General features: G+C 52.7%; 18 protein-coding genes. All 18 read left to right on the forward strand.

Annotated elements, in window-relative coordinates; all coding sequences use genetic code 11:
• The first annotated feature begins 52 nt into the window (after nucleotides 1-52).
• The 18 genes from COHPA_RS0116260 (at nucleotide 53) to COHPA_RS0116345 (ending at nucleotide 23,381) form a co-directional block, all read left to right on the forward strand.
• Nucleotides 53-2,770, forward strand: coding sequence for a phosphodiester glycosidase family protein (locus COHPA_RS0116260; protein ID WP_027087223.1), 2,718 nt, complete (start codon nucleotides 53-55; stop codon nucleotides 2,768-2,770).
• Nucleotides 2,771-2,907: 137 nt separating this feature from the next.
• Entirely contained in the window at nucleotides 2,908-4,086 is a 1,179-nt protein-coding gene (locus COHPA_RS0116265) for a sensor histidine kinase (RefSeq protein ID WP_027087224.1), read from the forward strand.
• Nucleotides 4,076-4,798, forward strand: coding sequence for a response regulator (locus COHPA_RS0116270; RefSeq protein ID WP_027087225.1), 723 nt, complete (start codon nucleotides 4,076-4,078; stop codon nucleotides 4,796-4,798). The genes COHPA_RS0116265 and COHPA_RS0116270 overlap by 11 nt, the downstream gene beginning before the upstream one ends.
• 536 nt (nucleotides 4,799-5,334) lie before the next feature.
• Nucleotides 5,335-6,537, forward strand: a complete 1,203-nt coding sequence (locus tag COHPA_RS23635; RefSeq protein ID WP_027087226.1) for an S-layer homology domain-containing protein — start codon at nucleotides 5,335-5,337, stop codon at nucleotides 6,535-6,537.
• A gap of 71 nt (nucleotides 6,538-6,608) precedes the next feature.
• On the forward strand, nucleotides 6,609-12,632 hold the full coding sequence (locus COHPA_RS25225; RefSeq protein WP_169733273.1) for an Ig-like domain-containing protein: 6,024 nt from the start codon (nucleotides 6,609-6,611) through the stop codon (nucleotides 12,630-12,632).
• Between the two features lie 75 nt (nucleotides 12,633-12,707).
• Nucleotides 12,708-13,136, forward strand: a complete 429-nt coding sequence (locus tag COHPA_RS23640) for a hypothetical protein (RefSeq protein ID WP_027087228.1) — start codon at nucleotides 12,708-12,710, stop codon at nucleotides 13,134-13,136.
• Nucleotides 13,137-13,247: 111 nt separating this feature from the next.
• On the forward strand, nucleotides 13,248-15,149 hold the full coding sequence (locus tag COHPA_RS0116290; RefSeq protein ID WP_027087229.1) for a helicase-related protein: 1,902 nt from the start codon (nucleotides 13,248-13,250) through the stop codon (nucleotides 15,147-15,149).
• Complete coding sequence (locus COHPA_RS0116295; protein ID WP_027087230.1) at nucleotides 15,146-15,895, forward strand: ComFC family protein; 750 nt, start codon at nucleotides 15,146-15,148, stop codon at nucleotides 15,893-15,895. The genes COHPA_RS0116290 and COHPA_RS0116295 overlap by 4 nt, the downstream gene beginning before the upstream one ends.
• Before the next feature lie 122 nt (nucleotides 15,896-16,017).
• The gene (locus tag COHPA_RS0116300) at nucleotides 16,018-17,196 is read left to right on the forward strand and encodes an acyltransferase (RefSeq protein WP_027087231.1); all 1,179 of its coding nucleotides are present in this window, start codon (nucleotides 16,018-16,020) and stop codon (nucleotides 17,194-17,196) included.
• A gap of 86 nt (nucleotides 17,197-17,282) precedes the next feature.
• Nucleotides 17,283-17,693, forward strand: coding sequence for a flagellar protein (locus COHPA_RS0116305; RefSeq protein ID WP_027087232.1), 411 nt, complete (start codon nucleotides 17,283-17,285; stop codon nucleotides 17,691-17,693).
• A gap of 83 nt (nucleotides 17,694-17,776) precedes the next feature.
• Entirely contained in the window at nucleotides 17,777-18,040 is a 264-nt protein-coding gene (gene flgM, locus COHPA_RS0116310) for a flagellar biosynthesis anti-sigma factor FlgM (RefSeq protein WP_027087233.1), read from the forward strand.
• Between the two features lie 36 nt (nucleotides 18,041-18,076).
• Complete coding sequence (locus tag COHPA_RS0116315; protein WP_027087234.1) at nucleotides 18,077-18,580, forward strand: flagellar protein FlgN; 504 nt, start codon at nucleotides 18,077-18,079, stop codon at nucleotides 18,578-18,580.
• Nucleotides 18,581-18,615: 35 nt separating this feature from the next.
• Complete coding sequence (gene flgK / locus COHPA_RS0116320) at nucleotides 18,616-20,175, forward strand: flagellar hook-associated protein FlgK (protein ID WP_027087235.1); 1,560 nt, start codon at nucleotides 18,616-18,618, stop codon at nucleotides 20,173-20,175.
• Nucleotides 20,176-20,206: 31 nt separating this feature from the next.
• Complete coding sequence (gene flgL / locus COHPA_RS0116325) at nucleotides 20,207-21,130, forward strand: flagellar hook-associated protein FlgL (RefSeq protein ID WP_027087236.1); 924 nt, start codon at nucleotides 20,207-20,209, stop codon at nucleotides 21,128-21,130.
• Nucleotides 21,131-21,158: 28 nt separating this feature from the next.
• Nucleotides 21,159-21,722, forward strand: a complete 564-nt coding sequence (locus COHPA_RS24545) for a DUF6470 family protein (protein ID WP_156926685.1) — start codon at nucleotides 21,159-21,161, stop codon at nucleotides 21,720-21,722.
• 69 nt (nucleotides 21,723-21,791) lie between these two features.
• On the forward strand, nucleotides 21,792-22,235 hold the full coding sequence (gene fliW / locus COHPA_RS0116335) for a flagellar assembly protein FliW (RefSeq protein WP_027087238.1): 444 nt from the start codon (nucleotides 21,792-21,794) through the stop codon (nucleotides 22,233-22,235).
• Between the two features lie 14 nt (nucleotides 22,236-22,249).
• Complete coding sequence (gene csrA, locus COHPA_RS0116340; RefSeq protein ID WP_027087239.1) at nucleotides 22,250-22,498, forward strand: carbon storage regulator CsrA; 249 nt, start codon at nucleotides 22,250-22,252, stop codon at nucleotides 22,496-22,498.
• Nucleotides 22,499-22,613: 115 nt separating this feature from the next.
• Nucleotides 22,614-23,381 (forward strand): flagellin N-terminal helical domain-containing protein, encoded by a 768-nt coding sequence (locus COHPA_RS0116345; RefSeq protein ID WP_027087240.1) that lies wholly within the window; start codon nucleotides 22,614-22,616, stop codon nucleotides 23,379-23,381.
• Nucleotides 23,382-23,489 lie beyond the last annotated feature (108 nt).

A 23,489-nucleotide genomic window follows, 5' to 3' on the forward strand; every position in this document is an offset into this window, starting at 1 on the left:
GAGGCGGCAAAGCTTACTCTCTAAAAATACAATAGATTCACGGGAGTGGAATATGAAGGCAAATAGAATCGAATCCAAACTATCGAAACGCACGAACAGACTCGTCCTTCCGATCATCGCGGGAATGCTCGTCTTGTCCACGCCGGCAACATTGAGCTTGTTCCCGCCCGTCGTTCAGGCCGCCTCGGCAGCGGACAAAGCCGTCGTCACGTATAAGCTCGTCAAGCAATCGGAGTCGTACGTGACTTCCGGCGTGAAGCAAATCACGTATTCATGGGTATCGTCCGACAAGAAGCAAGCGACGGAAGTGATGCACGTACTCGAGGCCGATCTGACCAATCCCTACGTTAGGTTGGATACGATGGGCGGTAAAGCCGGCAGCGTAACGGCTAGGCAGTCCGTCGGCGCGATGGCGAGGGAGACGGGCGCGATCGCGGGGATCAACGGCGACGTATTCCAAACGGCGTCTACCAGCGAAGGCGCCCCGATGGGCGCGCAGATTACGTCCGGCAAGCTTCTCGTCAGTACGTCTCAGCTCCAAGGAATGTACGCTTTCGCGGTTACGAAGGACAGAAAGGCATTGATCGACGCCTTTAAGTTCACCGGCGACGTTACTTCCGCTGATGGAACGTCATTCGCTTTGGCAGGCATGAACAAGTCCGCTTACCGTACGGAGCCGGACAAAGGCTACAGCCACAACAACGCGCTGTACATCTACACAAGCGCGTGGACGGGCGCCGAACGGCCGATGTCGAGCAGCATCACTCCGGTCGAGGCGCTAGTCGTGGACGGCATCGTTACGCAAGTGTCGGCAGACAAAGCGCTGGACGCGAAGACGATCCCCGCGAACGGCTACATCCTGCGCGGCCACAAAGGATACGACTCCGGCAAATTCATCGTGAACCGATTGAAGGTCGGGGAGCCGGTCGTTTCCCGCTATCAGCTTGAATCGCTTACGGACAAGAAAGTGTATACGGAATCGGACTTCGAGATGATGATCGGTGGCCACACGCTGCTGATGGATAACGGCCAACCGGCGAAGTTCTCCCGCGACGTTAACGGCGTCAGCGGCTACGCGGATCGCGCGCGGACGGCGGTCGGTTACTCCAAGGACGGCAACAAGGCCTACCTCATCACGGTCGAGGAGAACGGCGGCCGGGAAGGCGTCTCGCTCAAAGAGCTTCAGCTCATGATGAAAGAGCTCGGCATTTGGAAAGCCGTCAACATGGACGGCGGCGGTTCGACGACGATGGTCGCCCGCCCGCTCGGCGAATTCCAAGTTTCGCTCGCTCACCCGACCTTCTACGGTACGACGCAGCGCCTCGTCACGAACGGGATCGGAGTTTTTACTTCCGCTCCTCAAGGAGAGCTGAAGGGAATCGTCGCAAGCGGTCCGAAGACGCTGTTCATCGGACAACAAGCCACTTACTCGCTGAAAGCTTACGATACGTTCTACAACCCGATCGACCCGAATGGGCTTCAACCCGCATGGAGCTTAAGCGACGCGCTTGGTCAGTTCCAAGACGGCGTGCTGCAAGTCGCCTCCGCGGGAACGACGACGTTGCAAGTGCAAGCTGGCAACGCTAACGCCACATTGCCATTGGAGGTTGTCGGCGAGGCCCAAATCGCGCGCCTAATCGTGGAGCCGGGTTCGACCGTCTTGAAGCCAGGCGGCGTCATCTCGCTGCCGGTTAAGGCGCAGCTAACGGACGGACGCGTGCTGGCTGTTCCGGCCGCATCGATCGATTGGGAGTTCCGCGGACTTACGGGAACGATGAATAATGGCAAGCTTACCGTGGATAAGGTGGATAAGAACATCATCGCCGGTTACGCGATCGCGAGATACGACGGCTTCGGGGCGATGGCTGTGCTGACTCCGGGTACGGAGAAGACGCTCGAGGACTTCGAGAAAGTGAAATACAACGTGGGCTTTACCGGCGCCCCGGCCGAGACGACGGGTTCGGCTTCGATCGTGACGGGCGTTCCGGGCAGAGAGTCATCCAAAGTGCTGGACCTGACTTACGACTTCTCGGTAGGATCGGGCAAACGCTACGCATACGCCAACTTGAACGACGGTAAAGGTATCGCGATCGAAGGAACGCCGACTGCGCTAACGCTCGACGTGTTGGGCGACCAAAGCATGAGCTGGCTGCGCGCGGAAGCGATCGATGCGAGCGGCAATACGGTATACCTGACCATCGCCGATAAGATCGATTGGTCCGGTTGGAAGAACATTCGCATAGACTTGACGGCTGCGGGATTGAAAGGCCCGTCCAAGTTGACGAAGCTATATGTCGTGAACATGGAGGAAGACCAGGACGAGAGGCTGCTTCAAGGCGAGCTGGCGTTCGACAACCTGATGGTGCAATATCCGCCTGATCCGATCAAAGTGTACCATCCGACGATCGTGATGAAGGTCGGCAAGACGAAGGCGACCGTCGACGGCCAGACCGTCACGCTGCCGGGAGCGCCTTTCACGCAGAAGGGTACGTATACGAACTACTTGCCGTTGCGGTTCGTGGCGGATCGTCTTGGAGCCCACGTGAAGTGGGATGGCACGGCGAAAAGAGTAACCGTCGTACGCGGGGATACGATGCTGGAATTGTGGCTAGGCAAGAACGAGATGACGGTTAACGGCATACGCACTCCGATCAACGTGCCGCCGATCCTGGTGAAGAACAGCGTCTACGTACCCGTACGCGTCATATCGGAACAGTTGGGGCAGAAGGTAGATTGGGAAGCCAAAACGAAAACGATTACGATTCATTAATTTTCTATGTTTTTTCACTATAACGCTCTCTCAACGCAATGACGATATATGTTATGATAAAGAGTGTATATTTATTCGGATAAGCGGCATCAAGCGGGGGCACGGTTGCGCGTCTTTCATGCAAGGGAGAAGGTAAGATGAATTTCAGTACTGACCAGATCGACCGCGTCATACACAACGCGATCAGCGTCATGGAAGACAGCAAGATGCAAGTCTTCGAGATTTGCGAAGCCGCCCGCCGCGAGCTGCATTCGCTTAACCAAGAGCTGGACCTTGTCATGGCCGAGACGACCAGCACGATCGACAAGGTCGACGCGCTGGAGCGCGACTACCGCAAGGCAAGAATGCGGCTGACGGAAGTAAGCCGCGACTTCGTACGCTTCTCGGAGCAGGATATCAAGTCGGCTTACGAGAGAGCGACGGCTCTGCAATTGGATCTAATGGTATACCGGGAGAAGGAACATTATCTCAAAACCCGCCGCGACGACCTGCAGAAACGCGCCAGGAACGTAGAGCTGTCGATCGAACGCGCGGACACGATCAACCTGCAGATGACGGTCGTGCTCGATTATTTGTCCGGCGATTTGAATCAAGTGACGCGAATTCTCGAATCCGCGAAAAACCGGCAGATGATCGGGCTTAAGATCATTCTGGCGCAAGAGGACGAACGCAAGCGCATCGCCAGGGAAATTCACGACGGGCCGGCTCAATCGCTGGCGAACCTGGTGCTCAGGACGGAGATTGCCGAGCGGCTCTTGGATACGGGCGACTTGCAAGTCATACGCAACGAACTGATCGACCTGAAGTCGCAAATCCGCTACGGCCTCGAAGAGATCCGGAAAATCATTTTCAACCTCAGACCGATGGCTTTGGACGATCTCGGACTCGTGCCGACTCTTCGTAAGTTCGTGCAAGACTTCGAAGAGAGAACGCATATCCGGTCGGTGTTCGAGACGGTAGGCAAGGAGAAACGGCTTCCATCGGCCATGGAGGCGGCGTTGTTTCGGCTCGTGCAAGAGGCGTTCAACAATGCGCTTAAGCATGCGCAGGCTACGTATATGTCGCTCGAACTCGAGTTCAGGGAAGATACGGTCGAACTTGTCGTGGGAGACAACGGAGTCGGCTTTAACCTCGATTCCGTAGTCGCCAAGGCTAGATACGATTCTCGTTTCGGGATCATCGGCATGAAAGAGCGAGTCGAGTTGATGCAGGGGAAAATCGATATTAAGTCAGCAAAAGGTCAAGGCACGAAGTTGAATATTGAAGTTCCGATCAAAGCAGATCCTGGAAAGGAGTTAATCGTTAGTGGAGACTAAAACAGCGGCCCGCGTAATTAAGGTGTTACTTGCCGACGACCATCAGCTTTTCCGCGAGGGGCTTAAACGCATACTCAACATGGAGAGCGATCTGGAGGTTATCGGCGAGTGCGGAGACGGCATTCAGGTGCTCGAGTTCTGCAACCGGCACAAACCGGACGTCGTCCTGCTCGATATCAATATGCCGATCGAGAATGGCGTCGTAGCTACGGAAAGGCTTCGCGATATTTTTCCGGACATTAAAGTCATTATTCTCTCGATTCACGACGACGAGAGCTACGTGTTCGAGACGCTTCGCAAAGGCGCTACCGGTTACTTGCTGAAGGACATGGAAGCCGAGTCGCTCATCAACGCGATCCGTACGGTAGCTGAAGGGCATGCCTACATCCATCCGAAAGTGACGGGCAAGCTGATCAACCAGCTTCGCCGCATGACGTATCTCGACGAGATCGGCGCGACTTCCGGCGCCGCGGCGAGCCGCGAGACGGTCACGAAATTCGTTCCGCGCGGCAACAACCCGCTGACGAGACGCGAAGCCGAAGTGCTTCGTCTGATGGCCGAGGGCAAGAGCAACAAGACGATCGGCGAGAACCTGTTCATCAGCGAGAAGACGGTCAAGAACCACGTCAGCAGCATTCTGCAGAAGATGGAAGTAGACGATCGCACGCAAGCGGTTATCAACTCGATCAAGTATGGTTGGGTTACGCTGTAATCGAATCTACATAAGCGCGTCGTGAACGGATGTTCTCCAAGGGAGAGGCATCCGTTTTTTTGTCGTTTGGGCGTCTAGATGGATGTTGAGGGGGCGAGAACAGCAAATCGATAGTTATTGTTCGGGAATCTGATTGGAGGCGGGAATTAGCGGCAAAACGATAGTTATTGTTCGGAAATTTGGTTCGGGGCGGGGAATAACGGCGAATCGATAGTTATTTTCCTTGAAATCTCGAAAATTCACTCCTGGTGGGAGAAATAAATGCAAATCGATGTTATTCGGCGAAGGGGACGCTTGGGGAGATGAAATAGCTGCGAAAGGTTGTTATTTTTCAGTGGGGAGAAGGCTGCGATGCAGGAAAATGTAGTTGTCAAATGATGTCAGTTGGTGTTATATTGATCGCATAAGATCAGGAAATCGCATAAACAGCCGGAAGCACCGCGCAAACAGGGGGTTGATCCCTCGTTTCGTGGTGCTTTTGTTTTGCCGCGCGTCGGAAGGTTCGAAGAGATGAAATGAGTAAGGGGAGATTAATGATGAAAAAAGGCAATATTCTATTGGCGATGCTAGTGTGCGTTGCGATGCTACTTCCGTTCGATGTTCTGGCGGAGAGTGACCATAGTGTTAGTAAGTTCAAAGACGTATCCGATCGGCACTGGGCGAAAGTTACGATCGAGCAGGCGATCGCAAAGGGGTACGTTAGCGGTTATCAAGACGGTACGTTTAGACCGGATAACAACATAACCCGTGCGGAAGTCGCATCTATCATGGATCGTGTCACTAAGCTGATGAATGGCGCGAACCCGATTGTACTGCCGGATATGGACAAGCATTGGGCCAAAGAGAGCGTTAGAAGATTGATCTCGATGGGCGTGATCTCGGCGTCGGATTATAGCAAAGGATTTGGACCGGACAAGCCTATTACGCGATATGAGCTGATGAAATGGATGGCCAGCGGATTGGCGCAGTCGGATAGCACGATGGCACAGGCGTTGAAGGATACCAAGGATACGTTGTTGCCTACGCCTGAGTCGTTTACGGGTGCGATTAAAGATGCACAAATTCCATACATTGCGCTCGTTCGGGGTACAGGTATTATCTCGGGCTATACCGATGGTTCGATCAAACCGAGTGGACAAGCGACGAGAGCGGAAGTGCTGACGATGATGATGCAATATGCGAAGGTTGAAGGTTCGAAGGCAGACGCATATAACGATCTAAACGAAATGCGGGCAGTGGGCGTGGAGAAGACGAACCTTGAATGGGTTACCGACTATAAGTTCAGAAGGGAGAACAAGTTAACGAATATTGTAGGTAAGACGCTGTCGTATCCGGATCTCGATATTGTCATCCATAGAATGATCGTCGTTGACCTGACAACCAATGAACAAAAAGGGTTGTATGCACCACTATTTGTAGGAAAGGAACGGAAGTCGAATCAGAAAGGGTTTTACTATCTCTTTTTTGAATCCACAATTACACGTAAAACGGATGTGACAGATTTCCTGAAGCTGTCAGGAGAGATAAATAGAAACAACAATATGTACGACTTCATGCGGGTAGATGACGATGTAACGAAGAGGCTTGGACTTACAGTAGTTCCGATGGACGAGCCTATGAAGTTTCTGAGTAAAGGAACAAAAAGAGATATATGGTCAGTTGGTGCTATTGACTCTAATGAAGTTGTTGGAATTATCAAAGCTAGCGATGGAACCGAATTTAGCTTCGGCCGCCCTTAACGACATGATTGGGTATTTAGCGAATGTCGTTTGATACCCAATTTTTATATAGAACGGAGAGTGTGATACACATGGCCCAAAAAGCATTATCGCTCTATTTAGCAGTATTTTTAATTTTGTCTAACTATACGTTCATAATTGGCAGTGCTTCGGCTGCATCAAGTTCAGTTTCTTCGGAACAATCCATTACAACGACTATTTTGTCAGGATCCGTCACGTCAGACCCTCCGGCGGGCGTCTATTGGACTCAACTGGATAATGGCAAATTCCATGCGACATGGGATAACTCGTGGGGGAAGGGTGAAATTACAGTTAATAATGCAGGGTCGAGTAGTAGTCCATACCCCGCCGAAGGCGTAGTCCCTGACGAATACGATTACGGAGGGCAGATCCCTACGGCTTGGGCCGATTACGAAGGGAAACCTATTACTAAGAGCTTGACCTCGGGAGTAAAGATTTATGACATTGTGTTTGATACTTCTAAGAGAACTTTTACTCCTGCCGTAGATCCAGTTCCAGTAGGCGATACAGTAGCGAAGTTTAAAACAACGACCGGTGGGTCGTCTACAATTTCAATTCGAACCCCTATTGCTGGAGGCAAATATCAAGTTCTATATGAAACGCCCGTTAAGATCAAATGGGCAGGCCAATTGACTGAAACAAAGAAAATCGCGGTGTCTGCTCCTGCTACGGCAATGAAAGTCGGCGGGGCACAGCAACTTGATGCCAAAATTCAAACGAAAGCATTCACGAGCTCATACTTTGGAAGTCCGGTATCCGTTCGATCCGATATGGAAACAACGTGGACATCCTCTGATCCAAGTATCGTGTCCGTAGCAAGTAAAGGCGGAAACGTTCAAGCGCTTAAAAAAGGTACGGCTACGATTACAGCTACGTGGACAAAACCAGTATTGGTAGATCAATTAGTTTCGGTGAGCCAGCCCGATGGCAGCGTAAAGCTTACCGTCAACAAAGGATTCCCTGAAACGTATCTGATCTCAAATTCCGTTACATTAACGGTTGGTGAGGAGCCAGGACCAGAACCAACACCGACTACCGAACCCCCAACCTACGCGATTACCGGCGACTTCGATGTTCTCCCCTCGAACTCCATCAACTGGCGCGACACCTATACTTTAAAGCCTAAAAACTTCGTCATCCCTAATGGTTGTACTTATCAATATCACGAATATCAGATGATTTCGGACGGCGTTTATTGGTACAGCGGCAAGGTGACGAGTCGGACAGCGGACTCTACTTATTCCTATGCCAACTATCCCTATAACCTAGTCGTCGGCAGTAATAACATCTCCATAAAAGTCGTCGCGGATTGTGCAGATTCCGGGTGGATCGCAGATAAGGTATTAACTGTTAATGTCCCTGCCGGTAACAATCCGCCGGTTTTCAATCCTGGCTTCTTCAAGCAGTACGATCGGGGCAATATCAATCCACTCTATGAGGTTGTCGTAGGTAATAGAGTTGACCTTAGGATCATGAATAACCCTATGACGGATCCGGAAGAACCGTACGATCCGGACGGGGATCCTATATCGTACACATGGGAGTTTGCGGGAAGCGCTAGTTCATGGATACGAAATATCGGCGTGGTTAACGACCCGTATATTCACGAAGAGTCCTATAACAATATGTTGGCTGACGAGCTAGGCAATCACTGCGTGTATGTTACGGGTAGAGACCCGTATGGCGGCAGCACGAGAAAACAGGCGTGTATCAACGTCGTTCCACCGAACCCGGTTCCAATCATCGATGCCCCGAGCGAAGTCGTTGAAGGGCGGCCTTTAGCGTTCCCAATAAGCGGGGCAAGAAGCTACAGCCCAATGGGACGTACGATCGATCACAGCAGGGATATATGGACGAACAAACGAGATAAATATATGACGCCGGGCACCGAGACCATCACGCTCGAAGTATTCGATAGCGCGGGTTTAAAGTCTCTTTCGCCAGCAGCGCATAGCCTGAAAGTAAAACCGGACCTGCCGCCTATTCCTCAGTTGGAATTTGTGCCAATCACATTAAGAAATGTCGCTGTTGAATTTACAAATACGACATATAGTCCGGACAACGATGAAATCGTCATCAATACCGTATCGTATAGGTATGATTCGGACAATGACGGGAACTTTGCGGAAGAATCCAGTTATACGATCATGTCCGATGATGACGTATTTATGTTCACGCCTACAAAGGTCGGCAAGTATTCATTTACTGTATTCGCACAAGAAGATTGGGGGAAAACAGCAAAAAAAGATTTCATCTTATCTGTTATCAATGAATCCCCCGAGGTTGATTTTAGTGCGCTTAGCGTAAATCCTGAACCACCGGAAATCACGGTACTTTCACCGACAATGAATACACTAATGACTTCTTCCGAATGGCATGCTTCTTCGCCGTTGAAAGCATCGGTGAGTAAAGAATATAACTTGAATGTCTCCAATAATACGTTAGAAACTAGAGGTATGGGCCATGTTCAACCGTACAAAGGTTTAACGGCAAACAATGTAGTGATAAGTAAGCAAGAAATTCAAAGAGGTTATTGTGGTCAATGCGGCAATCAGGGGAGTGTAAGCGGGTATTACTTCGATTTCAGCTCAACTAAACGGATTGGGGAAAGCCTATGGTTGGCTCAAGGCGGAAACGGGAGTTCATACGCTTTCTTCTTTAATGAAAACGGTACGTTTAGACATACTGGGTATGGTCAAGAGCCTGTTCTTAGTTCAGTATCGATAGGAAATGGTTATGTAACACTAAACCCGAATGCAGGACGCATATGGGTTAGAGAAAATCCTATGTATTCATATGGTTATGGTTTTTTTTGGACAGATCGTATTTACAATTTAAACCTATCTACAGGTGCTACAAATCTGTTAAGCACGATTAGCAGCTCTGTAACTTCCCAATTACCAACCTACTCTAATATGGTTACACCGCCTCCAATGCCAAGTGCGTTTACATTGCCAGCAACAGTGCTTGATGGTGTTAATTTGGATGTCGAAAGAAAAAATCCTGATGGAACCACCACCACTAGCACAACCACAGTATCGAATTTTAACAAGGATACGCTAGGCAATAAGTACAAAGACTCATGCCTTACAAATGGATATCCTTATACCTTCTTTAGTTCATGCGAGGTCGCTAAATATAGCGCATCTGGACAAAAATTATGGGGATATACAGGTGACTTCTATTCTCAAGCACCTGTTATCGACTATATATCTACAGATTCTTCCAAGTTAATTGTAAGCGGTTTGAGAAATGCTCCTGTGAGTAATAACAATAATGCATATGTTCAAACCGATTCTATTTTAAACGGTAGTAACGGTAGTGAGATTCTTAGATTATATCAAACTCCCAATCATTCATTTTTCAATCACTACGTAGCTTCTTTCACAACTAACAATAATTATTATTTGGGAGTTTATGACGATGTTGTGGCCTATATCGCCCAAACGGTTGATTCGGGGTTTCAAACGGTTGTCGGGGCGAAAGCGAGATGGGAACTTAAATTTTATCATTTAGTAACGGGAAATACGGTAAGCGCTGGCATCATTAAAGAATTCATCGGAAAAACTTCTGTTGGCGGAGGCAACGATACTGAGGGTACTTGGATTAGAGCAACTCCTGCCTCCGTTATTTCTTCAGACGGCAAGCTTATAATCGCTAATTATTACACGAATGTTTTAATTTATGACATGAAGACCTTTGCTAAGGAAGGTGATATCACAACGGGTATGACAGACGCAGTGGATGTTAGATCCTATGGCTATCATAATAGCAGTAGTAAAAGCGATAGCTGGTCTAACAACAGAATAAAGGGTATAGCTTTAACACAAGACGGAATAGTTAGAATAGTTTACCAATATTCTTTCAGTGGTCGTGGAACGAACGATGATGGAAGTAGCGATAGCGATGATAGGGTAACCGAAACAGCACTGACAATTCAAACAACGCCGTCTTCCGATAATTCATACAGTTACGGTTACATTAGCGGAACAGATACCATAACGAACGGCGACCTATCGCTAAAAGTCATATTCAATAAAAATACCTTTAGCAATCAAAGCGGAGTCGGCGTGGGTTTCAGATCGCAAGATCATAAGAATATGTATAAAGTCGAAGTTTCTACAGGTCAAGTTTCTTTTGTTAAAGTTGTAGAAGGTATAAGAACGATTTTAGCTAGCTATGCTTACCCTATTAAAACCGAACAAACTTATACCCTAAAAGTCAAAGTAAACGGGACAAAAGTTAAGGTCTACATGAATGGGGTTCCAATAATAGAGAAAACAGATCCTACATTTACATCCGGAACCTTTGGTCTTTTTGCCGAAGTTCCGTATGCTGTAATTAAAGACTTTTGTGCATCGATACACGAACTAACGGGTGATGAGGTGGAGAATTTAGCCATCGTGAATGCTCCTATCACGTACAACAAAACATACACCGATTTAGAAAACGACCCGCTCCTATCCGATAAAACAACATGGAAGTTTACGAACATCCAGCCTTATAAATTCCTTAACGTCGGCGACGGAACTTCCGATCCCGTAGGAACGAATAGCTACAATGGGGTCATCGTGCGGCAACCAAGCCCTTCTTTATCCAAGGTTGGCGTATACAGCGTCGAGTTGGCGGAGACGGACGACCCTGCTCCTAGCGGGTACAAGTATCCGAAGACGGCGTTCGAAGAATTCCGACAAGAGTCGGACCCTGCGAATCATCATATCGTGGTTCACAGACGGCCGATTGCCCAGTTTTCACTATCGATCAATAGCACCACCCAATTAGTGGAGTGGGCGGATACAAGCTATGACCCCGATAGATGGCTGAGTGCTACGAATTACAGCTCTGAGGCCACGGGAATTGATTATAGGACGACGCGGGGAGTTCTTGAAAGGCGATATTACTTTATCGACCCTGACGGCAAGCAAGTGAATCGGCAACTGGTCGTTCCGACATTGGCGGGAGAGTACACCGTCGCCGAGACGGTGAGAGACGAATTCGGCGCGTGGAGCGATTGGGAAGAGCAGACCATTACAATCGAAACGCCAGTGATAAACCGCCCTCCAACCGCTGATGTAACCGTGCCTGCGAGTACGGATCAGAACAACCCGACGAAGTTCGCCGTGGTGCGTCCGACATTCCATTGGACATATGCGGACGAAGACGGAGATCCCCAGTCTCAATATGAATTGCGCATCATGCGATATGGAGGAACGCTTCTTCTGTCGTCCGGAATCCGGACGGGTACCGCGACGAGCTGGGTACCGAGTGTCGATTTGCCCGGAGGGACGAACCTGTACGTTCAAGCGCGCGTGTACGACGGCGCGGAATGGAGCGACTGGAGCGCGCCGAAATTTTTCTCTATCAACCGGCCGCCCGCGGCGGACTTCGATTGGTCGCCAAAACCGGTATATGAGGGAGACGCGGTCCAGTTCAGCACGACCGCAAGCGATCCGGACAACGATACGCTTGCCGTCGGTTATGAGGTAGTATCGCCAAACGGAACGAAGCAAACGTTCTCGCATTCGTTCCATCCCCCTTACTCGACGCACGCAGGCCCATCCATTCGAATGCAGGCTGTGGGGACATGGACGATCAGGATGACGGTCAGCGACGGGAAGGCTCCGGAGGTTATTGTAACGAAAACGGTTCAGGTCGGTGCGCTCGGAGTGGCGGGAGCAGTCAAGCATACGGAGGCATGGGAACGTAATCGGCTCGTCTACAACGAGAAGTACGACCCCGATCGGCCGAGCGGTACGTTCTGGGCGGGCGAAGCGTACGTGCTGGAGTCAACGACTACGGATACGGGAGCCTCGGGCACGAAGGCGGCAAGCGTAACCGTCGTAGCGTTCGGGCAGCAACCGAAAGCATTGGGTTCGACCGATGCGGCCAAGACGAGGTGGAACGCTTTATATCGGAGCGCGGATACGGACATCGACTTCTCCCTGCTGACGGACGGAACTTACACCTTCGTGTTCACCGCGACGTATACGAACGGCACGGTTAAGTCCGATGCGGTTACGATTACGGTCGATGAAACGATGGACGCTTACGCGAAGGTGCATCGACTGCATTAATCGAAGATTAGCGATATGGAACGCCTTCCTCCGGTACGGCATATATTGAGGCACAACCCTAAGGAGGTGGCCGCCGTGATTCCCGATTTATTATGGATCATCGGATTCTACGTGGCGGCGGCGGTATGGGCGCATTGGGCTTACAGGCAGAGCGCGGGCGCAAGCCGCCGTCACTATGTACTGGTCGCTGGTAATCACCAATTGCACATTGAAGGCTACGTTAGGGCGCTTCGACGGTTCTCGCGGCGTTCGGGCACCGATATCGGCATCACCGTCGTGCTGGATCGTTCGACCGACGAGACGGGGGCGATCGTGGAAAGATTCTCGCGCGGCAATGCCGGGATCGAGCTGGTGAGGCACGAAGACGAGAGAGCGATAGCGAATAGGGATCGTTGGGAGTGTTCTCGGGCAGGCGACGGGGGGAACGTGTCCGAGCAAGTCGTCTGGGTGGAGCTTGGACGCGAGGAACATGCAGCGAAGCTGCCGCCTTGGCGGCGTTTGTAGCCTGGGAGGTATGCGACGTTGTCCCATGTTAAGGAACATAATCGGGTGAAGCACGCCTCGATCGTCGGATGACGGTTGGGAGCGTGCTTTTTTTGTTGGAGGCGAAGCGCGATGAAGGCGATTCTGTATGCGGTGAAAGAAAGCGGGCGGTGGACGGCGGAGTATTCGATCGCTTGGGACGCCGACGCGAATTGGTTGGGCGATCGAGGCTTAAGAGGCGAATCGATCGTCATGCTGACGGACAAGCTGTCCCTCGGCATGGCGGAGTTGGCGTGCGAGCGTATGAACGCGGAGCTAGAGAGAAGCAGCTTAGAAGCGCGAGAGGTGAAAGAGCAGTTAAGCCGCATCGCGAAAATAACCTGGGCAGAGCAGGCGGGAGAGGACGAGGAGGCGCCTTCGTTCGAGCCGGTTGAGGGGGCTGCGCTGGCAGTGGCGGACGGAACGCGATCGCGCCTCATAGCGGCGCTAGCGCGGGAAGCGGGCGCGCGCCTGGCAGGCCGGGCGCTGCTCGAAGAAGAGGCGCTGCAGTTGCTCGCGTCCGCGCCCGGAGGCGCGGATCGTGCCGCGTGCTACGCCGCGCTGCAGCGCGCCAAGCTCGCGGGCGCGGTACGGCTGGTCGCCGCCGTCGCACCCCCGGGCGCAGCCAGCCCCCGCCGGGGTTGGGGCTGGCTGCGCAAGCAGCGCCGCTCCGCGGCGCCGAGGTGCCGCCGCTGCGGCAGCGGCGCAGACAACCTGCGGCGCACGCCTTGCGCCGCTTGCGAAGGGCATGCCTGCGCCTACTGCGAGGCATGCCTAACGATGGGACGCAGCCGCGCGTGCGGGCTGCTCGTCATCGGCGCGGCGCCCCGCGACACCGGCGCGCCGCACCCGGCGCAGGCGGCCGCCGCAAGCTCGCTCGGCCGCTGGCGCCTGAGCCCCGCGCAGCGCGAAGCCGCTGCCGCCGCGCTGCGCTTCCTCGCCGGCGAGCGAGGCTCCGTCCGCCGCCCAGGCAACGCGTTCCTGCTCTGGGCGGTCACCGGCGCCGGCAAAACCGAGATGATCTTCCCGCTGCTGGAAGCGGTGCTGTCGCGCGGCGGCCGCGCGCTCGTCGCCACGCCCCGGCGGGACGTCGTGCTCGAGCTCGCGCCGCGGCTTGCGGCTGCGTTCCCCGGCTATTCGCGGTCCACCCTCTACGGAGGCAGCGCCGACCGTTGGGAGAACAGCTCGCTTACGCTCGCGACGACGCATCAGCTTATACGTTTTCAAGCCGCATTCGACCTCGTGCTTATCGACGAAATGGATGCCTTCCCTTATAAGGACGACCAGACGCTGCAGTTCGCAGCCGCCAAGTGCTGCAAGCCCGGCGGCGCAACGCTCTATCTCAGCGCCACGCCGCCCCCGGCCATGCAGCGGGAAGCGGCTCGCCGCCGCCTTCCGTGCGCGCGGGTGCCCGTGCGCTACCACGGGAATCCGCTGCCAGTGCCCGAGTGCCTCTCTCTGCCTTCGCTTGCACAATGGACAGCGGTACCTAAACGCCTCGCGAATCCCTTGAAGCAGTCGGTCCGGCGAGGCGCGCAGCTATTCTTATTCGTCCCGAAGATTCGCCACGTGGAGCCGCTAGTCAGACTGCTTAGACGGAACGCGTTAACGCTCGGGGTCGACAGCGCCGCGCGGATCGAGGGGACTTCATCTAAGGATTCTCAGCGCGCGGATAAAGTATCCATGTTCCGCGAACGCGCCATTCGCATTCTCGTTACGACGACGATTCTGGAGCGGGGCATTACGATCCCGAAGAGCGACGTGTATGTACTAGACGCCGACGATCCGTTGTTCGACGCTGCCGCGCTCGTACAGATGGCCGGTCGCGCCGGACGATCGGCCGACGATCCGAACGGGATGGTTTGCTACGCCGCCCGGAGACGAACCGCTGCGCAACAAGCCGCCGTCCGCCAGATTCGCGGCATGAACCGGCTGGCGAACAAACTCGGCTATTTGCATCGCGGAGCACTGTCCACGGAGGCGAACCCATCATGAGCGCGCTCGATCGAATCTCCCAATGGTTCGCCGTCTCGCGGCACGCTTGCCCGATATGCGGTCAACGCCGCAGCAGCCATTCGCCGCTCCTTCTCCCGGTCCGACATCCGCGTCCGCGACGGATTCTGCAAGCTTTATGTGGGGTATGCCGTTCGGACATTCCTTGGATTACGCATCCGCTGTGCCGCGTGTGCGGGCGCGCCGAAAGGTGCGGCGATTGTGCGCGAAGGAAGATTAGGTATTTCGAAGCGTGCCGATGCGCCGTTAGGTACGATGATCGGATGAGGGACTGGCTTGCCCGATACAAGTACCGGGGGAACGAACGGTTGGCCCCGATATTGGCGGCCATGCTCGCTTACGTTTATGAATCCCGGTTCGCGAGCATGTCCATCGGCGCGATTACAAGCGTGCCTCTCTCCCCGGAGCGGCTGGGCGAACGCGGCTTTAACCAAGCGGAGAGCCTAGCCGTGCAACTGGCCGAATGGTACAGCATTCCGTATGTACCGTTACTTCGCAGAACCCGTCACACCGAGAAACAAAGCCTCAAATCGAGACGCAGCCGCGTCATCGACATGAAGGGAATTTTCGAATGCATGGACGATGCGGCTTCCGTTACGCCGCGACCAGTAAACCTTTTACTCATAGACGACGTTTATACAACGGGAAGCACGATCGACGAATGCGCGCGGATCATTCGCGGAGCCCATCCGTATTCTCGTATCTACGGACTTGCATGGGCTCGTTAAATAGAAAACTTGGACATGCTGTCAATCGAATGTCCTAGTCGCTGCAATTGTCGCTATGATATGATGGGACGATGAGAATAGTCGAACGATGCGAGATTCGCAGATTCGAGAGGGAGGCATCCGTGGAACGCCGCACGAAATTAAACGAGCTCGACCTGGTCAGGGCGATCGCGATCATCGGAGTATTGATGGTGCATTCGACGTCAGCCGCCACCGTTACGATGCTGGATTCGAGCAGCTACGGGCTTTATAATTTTCTGAACAACTTTTTCAGGATCGGGACGACGACGTTCATCTTCTTGAGCAGCTTCGTGTTGTTCTACAACTATTATCCGCAGCCGCTTACGGCTCAGCGGTTCAAGAAGTTTTACCGCAACCGGCTGTCCTATATCATCATTCCGTACATCCTGTTCTCTGGGCTGTATTTTATAATCAAATGGTACATGAATCACAAAGCGTGGGAGCTATCGGCCATGCTGCCCAAGTTCTGGGATCAGCTTCTCGTCGGCAAAGCCCATGAGCACTTATACTTCGTCTTCATCAACATTCAGCTTTACGTATTGTTCCCGATCATTTTGCTTCTGTTCAAGAGATATCGCTGGATGGCGGCTTGGGCTATCGTTATCGGGTTGGCGCTGCAGTGGGGGTTCTTCGTTTTTAACCGGGAATACTGGCAAGTGACCAATCGCGGGAGCTGGTCTCCCGCTTACTTCGGGCAGTATTTCTTAGGCGCATGGTTCGGTATCTACTTCGATCGGATCAAGACGTGGCTCATTATCGCGAAGGAGCACGTCACGCGATCGCGCATGGTCGTATGGATCGTCTTATGGGCGGCGTGGCTCGGATTCGGGGCGGCGCACGTTACCTTCTACTATCAAATGAAGCTGCTCAAGGTTTACCATGAACAGAGGACCTACGACATCGTATGGGACGCTTATACGATGCTGACTCCGCTCGTGCTGCTTCAAATCGCGTTCTTGATCGGAAGCCGGATCAACCGTTCTTGGCTCGTCGACGGGTTGCGGCATCTCGGCGTCGTATCGTTCGGCGTGTATCTGGTCCACCCGCTTGTCTTGATGGTATATCGCAAGTACCCGCTTGGCGGGGGCGGCACGATGTTGTACCACCTTTGGTATGCAGGCGGATTCGCATGCGCCCTCGGCATTTCGTGGATCGTCGTGACGATTCTCAGCCGTTTGACCGGCTGGTCCTGGCTTGTATTCGGAAGCGTGCCGGGACAGTTGAAAGCGACATACGGCGAGAAGCCCACGGAGAAGCGGCCTGTGGCACCTTCGGCTTAGTCCAAAGGTCACAAGCGCGACCTTGTAAATTTTAGTATAATCTAAATATTAGAGTCGAAAGATGTCGTTCGAGAGGAGGACGAAGCATGAACAACCTTGTCTATTGTCCCCGCTGCAACAAGCTGTTCGCTCGGCATTTCCGAGAAGTGTGCAACAACTGCCATCAAGAGCTGGAGAAGGATTACGAACGTTGCATCGAATATCTCCGGAAAAATAAAGGTTTAACGATTCAACAGCTGTCCGAGGACACGGAAATCAGCATCAAGCAAATTACGCGCTGGATCAGGGAAGGACGCATTTCGCTAATGGACGCGCCTAACATGACCTACCCTTGCGAAGTGTGCGGCACGCTGATACGGGAGAGCAACATGTGCGATGCTTGCCGAGGCAGACTGCAGAAGGATATGAAGAACGCGCAGGCGCAAGCGTCTTCGGCGATTCGGGAATTCCGCAGTGCAGGAACCGGGTTCCAGATTAAAGATAAAGATCGGAATTAACATGTCTCTAAACAATTCATACGCTTTGGCCGATAATAGACTTATCAATTATCGGTCTTTTTTATTTTTCAGGGGTGATCGAAGTGAAAATCAACGAAACTGGACGCATTGGCGCATACAGAGCTTATCAACAGCACGCCGAGACGCGCGCAAACCAAACCGCAGGCAAGAAACGCAAGGACGAAGTGCAATTTTCCGCTCAAGCGATGGAGCTGCTGGGCGCTCAACGTTCGGAGGAGCCTAACCGCGCGCAGCGCATCGAGGCGCTTAAGAACGAGGTCACTTCCGGCACCTACCATGTAGACGCTCGCGAACTGGCCGACAAATTGCTGCCGTTCCTTCGCTAACGCGCGGATGGCGGGCAAAGAATAGAAGGTGACGGCATGGATATCCGCGAATTATGCGAGGCTTTGGAGACGATGGTCGTTCAGCACGATCAATTGATCGTGCTGGCCGAGCGCAAGAGAGAAGCCTTGATCGGCAATGACATCGACCAGCTGAACGAAGTCGTGAACAAGGAATCCAGATTGGTGAAGATGGTCGCGGACACGGAGAATCGCCGGCAGAAGGCGGTCGTTCTCTTGTTGTCGTCGATGGGATTGACGCCACTGTCGGGCTATAAGCTGGCGGATCTGATCCGGATGATCACGAACGCGGAAGATAAATTGAAGTTGACGGAGCTGGCAGAACGGCTGACCGGAGCGATCGGACGGCTTAAGGAGCTTGGTCTCATCAATAGCCGATTGACGCAGCAGGCGATCGAATTCAACGATTTCTCGCTCAGCTTGCTGACCGGCGCATACGACGACCAAGATTACGTATATAGAAGACCTACGGATAACGCGCAAGGGAAGTTGAACCTTAAGATGTTCGATTCCCGGGCATAAGATAACCATCTTACGGACGAAACGGGGAAGATGACATGCGATCGACCTTTCATGGGATCGAAACGGCAAGACGAAGCCTGGTAACGCAGCAGGTCGCCCTGCAGACGACGGGGCATAACGTCGCGAACGCCAATACGGCGGGATACTCCCGCCAGACCGTTAATATGGTAGCCTCTCGCCCGATCGAAGCGCTCGGGATGCAAAGCTCGAACGCCCCGGGACAGCTCGGAACCGGCGTCGAGTTCGATTCGATCAAGCGAATCCGGGAAAGCTTCTTGGACGTTCAATTCCGGAACGAGAATCAGAACAACGGCAACTATTCGATTCAAGTCGATACGCTGGAGAAGCTGGAGACGATCGTGAACGAGCCTTCCGACTCCGGCTTGCGTTCGGTACTCGATAAGTTCTGGAATTCCTGGCACGATCTCAGCGAGAACCCGGAGGATTTGACGGCTCGCAAGCTTGTTCGGGAAACCGCTCGCGCATTGACCGACGCCTTCAATCAGACAAGCCGTCAATTGGAAGATTTGCGCGCCGATCTTTCGGAGAACATCGGAGTTAAAGTCGCGCAGATGAATACGTCCTTGAAGACGATCTCCGAACTGACCACGCAAATTCGCCGCATCGAAGCTTTCGGCGACAATGCGAACGATCTTCGGGACCAACGGGACGTCCTTGTCGACGAGCTGTCCAAGATCGCCAACATTAAGGTGCTAGACGCCGGCGAAACCTATCAAATCACGATGGGAGCGCAGGTGCTCGTCGATAACGGAACCGCTGCCGTCATGACGGAAGAAGGCATCGTCGCCAGCGCGGGAACGGACTTGCTCGGCGGGGAAGTGTTCGGCATGATCCGCTCCCGCGATCAGTTCGTCGTCGATTATCAGAATCAGCTGAACACGCTCGTTAACGGCATGGTGAACGGAGACGTGAAGGTCACGATTCCTGCCGGATCGGTGCTGCCGGATGGGACGGTGCTGAACGGGGTCACCTACACCGGCGCCAACCGGACGCTCGCTTCCGATCTCACCGTTACGGTTCAGGGTCTTAACGGATTGCACCAGCTTGGCTATACCGCGCAGGACACGCTTAAAACCGGAGGGCCTTTCTTCGTCTCCAAGGACGGCGGACCGATTACCGCGGGCAACATCAGAATAAGCGCGGACATCGAGGCGGACGCGTCCAATATCGCCTCTTCGATGCGCACGGTCACGAACGGAACGACCGAAACCGTGGTCAAAGGGAATAGGGACGTGGCGATGCTGATCGCGCAGTTCAACGACATGAAGATCGATTTCAGCTCCGTAAGCGAAACCGCCATAACGGGCGAGGGAACGGTCAGCGACTTTTTCCGCTCCGTGGTCGGTCAACTCGGCGTCCAAACTCAGGAGGCGCAACGTCAGGCGGAGAACTCCCAGATCGTCGTCGACCAGGTCGACGCCCGCCGGCAGTCCGTTAGCGGCGTATCTCTCGACGAAGAGATGGCTAACATGATTAAATTTCAACATGCGTATAACGCCGCTGCCCGGTTCATGACGACAATCGACCAAGTGTTGGATAGAATTATTAACAGCATGGGTACGGTAGGCAGATAATAGTACGCTATAGAGAGCGAGGCTAACCCTTATGATGGGTCGCGTGACGCAAGGAACGATAACGGCGCAATTGCTGCGCAATATTAGCTCGAACTTGAGCCAGTCGGCGGGCTTGCAGGAGAAGTTGGCGACGGGGCGCACCATTAATCGTCCGTCCGACGATCCGGTCGGGATCACGTACGCCCTTCGTTACCGGAGCGATCTGGCGGTTAACGACCGCTATCAATCCAACGTCGATTCCGCGACTTCCTGGCTCGACTTCAACGATACGATGCTCTCTCAGGTCGGCGACGTGATCAAGAGAGCCAAGGAATTAGCCGTGCAAGGCTCGAACGGCACGAATCCGCAAGTTGCTCTCAATAACATTGCCAACGAGATGGCTCAGCTTAAAGAACAAATCGTCGATATCGCTAACAGCCAATTTAAAGGGAAATATATATTTAACGGTCAGTTTACGGATCAAATACCGTACGATCCGGCTCTAAATCCGGCTAATCTTGTAACGGATAACGGCTATATCAATTATATCGTGAATACCGGCGTCCAATTGGACGTGAACCTGATCGGCAACGATGTATTCGGTTACCCGCCGACAGGGGTTACCGCTCCGAAGAACGAGGACGATAACCTGTTTCATGTACTCGATCAGATAATCACTGCGCTGCGCTCCGGCGATTATGACGGAGTGAATGGTCAACTTCCGCATCTCGAGACCCGCTACAACAAAGTGTTGACGCAGCAAGCGGAAGTCGGGGCGCGGGTTAACCGGATAGAATTGATCGAAGACCGATTGAAGGACTTGAACGTCAACCTCCAGACGCTGCAATCGAAGACGGAGGATGCGGATATGGAGGAGCTTATTATTAAAGCGAAAGTGAACGAGAGCGTCTATCAAGCTTCGCTTTCGGTAGGATCCAAAGTCATTCAACCGACGCTGGTCGATTTTCTCAGATAAAGCATGCGGATAAGGAGGGATTGAATTGGTGCCTTTCATATCGGTTCAATCCCAGAAGGGCAAGATCGGGATTCATTCCGAACGAGGCCAGTACGAGATACGAAGGCCGCAGCCGCTGCTCAATGTCAGCTCCAGCAAACCGGAGATCATCGCCCATAACCGACCGGGGCAGCTTAACATCGACAATACTCTCACATGGGAAGCGCTTGACGGCGGAAATATCGAGGCTTTCTGGAACCGGATATACTCGCAATACAAGGAAATCGCGCAGCAGAATATAGCCAAGATCGTTGAGCGGGGAAATCAGTTGGGCGACCTTCGAATTAAGGGGAATCTTATTCCGGCGATGGCGCTCGACGAATTCGTCGAGGGCGCACCCGACTTGCGGGTGTACGGGGAAGCGTCCGTGGATAACACGAAATTCGAATTTATCCCGAATGACGTGAATATTCAATTCATCCCCGGCGAGCTTAACATCGATGCGCAAATTCAACGTCCGCAGATCAACTTCCATAGAGGTTCCGTCAACATCTATATGGAACAATACCCTAAAGTAACTATAACACCGCCGGTGATCGATATCTCGGCATAATTCGGCTATAGGCGAGGATCCGAGCGCGCTATAGCTTTTTATTTATTTTGATACCATCGGGGGCACGATATGATCATACATACGAGTAGATTCGGCGAGTTGGACATTCAAGAGCAAGAAGTGATCCGATTTGAGCAAGGCATTCCCGGATTCGAGGACTTAAGGAGGTTTGTCTTGATCGAAGTTCCGGATCACGAACCATTTTCCTATTTGCAATGTATCGATGACAGCGAGGTGTCCTTCATTGTTACCGACCCGTTCGAGTTTTTCGCGGACTTCGAATGCGAGCTGCCCGTCCCGGTCGTCGAAGATCTGAAGATCGTTTCCGCCGAACAAGTTTTGGTTCGGGCAATCGTGTCCATTCACGGAGAGTTGGAATCGGCAACCGCCAATTTGGTAGCGCCCGTTATTATTAATCGTGCGGAACGAACAGGCAAACAAGTCGTCCTAGCCAAGACGAGCTATGCGACAAGACATGCATTGTTTCAGCCGAGCGAGTCGGAGTCGAAATAGGAAGAGGTGGACGTATGCTGGTGCTATCGCGTCGCAAGGGCGAATCGATCGTCATACAAGATCATATCGAAATTACGGTGCTGGAAGTGGAAGGCGATGTCGTTAAGATCGGCATCTCCGCTCCGAGGGACATCGAAATTCTACGTAAAGAGCTAGTCGTAGCCGTCAAGGAATCTAACCGCGAGTCTGCGGCGCAACAAATAGACGTGGCAGGTTTGGCGGCGAAATTAAAAAAAATCAAAAAAAATACCGAAAAGCTATAAAACATATCACGGCAAAACCGATAAAGAATATATAGCCAGTTCCGGGCGGCCGACCTGACTCTGGCATATCCACAAGGATGTGGACTTACTTAACTATTCAAGGAGGAAATTTATCATGCGTATTAACCACAATATCACAGCATTGAACAACCACCGCAACATGACGTTGAACAACGTTTCGACTGGCAAGAACATGGAGAAACTCTCTTCCGGTCTTCGCATCAACCGTGCGGGCGACGACGCTGCAGGTCTTGCTGTATCCGAGAAAATGCGCGGTCAAATCCGCGGTCTTGAGCAAGCGCAACGCAACGTTCAAGACGGTATCTCCTTCGTACAAACGGCTGAGGGCGCAATGAACGAAGTCAGCTCAATGCTCGTTCGTATGAAAGAACTTAACGTTCAAAAAGCGAACGGCACGTACTCCACCAGCCAAAAAGATAACATCGACGTCGAGTTGGACGCTCTTGCCGACCAAATCGACAGCATCATGGACAACACGAAGTTCAACGGCATCAACATCACGAGCACGGTTGCAATCCAAGCTGACGATGGTAGCGTTCAAATCAGCATCACGGGTATTGCTACGGCTAACTTCTACGGCCTGAGCAGCACTTCCGATATCGCTGCTATCGAATCCGCTATCGAAGCTGTATCGACAGAACGTGCATCCCTCGGTGCTATGCAAAACCGTCTGGAGTACACCTCCAACAACTTGGGCACTACGGTAGAGAACTTGACTGCTTCCGAGTCCCGTATTCGCGATACGGACATGGCGAAGGAAATGGTCGAGCTGTCGAAGAACCAAATTCTGCTTCAATCCTCGCAAGCTATGCTTGCGCAAGCGAACTCCGCGCCACAAGGCGTATTGTCGCTCCTGCGTTAATCATCGCTCGCAACGAAGACCTTGGGAATCTGAAGTGCATCCTGTAAAGTAGACAGTTGATATATTAAAAACTCGGCATCGACCATATTCGTGGTCGGTGCTATTTTT

Origin of the sequence: Cohnella panacarvi Gsoil 349 (assembly GCF_000515335.1) — a bacterium.
Lineage (GTDB): Bacteria > Bacillota > Bacilli > Paenibacillales > Paenibacillaceae > Cohnella > Cohnella panacarvi.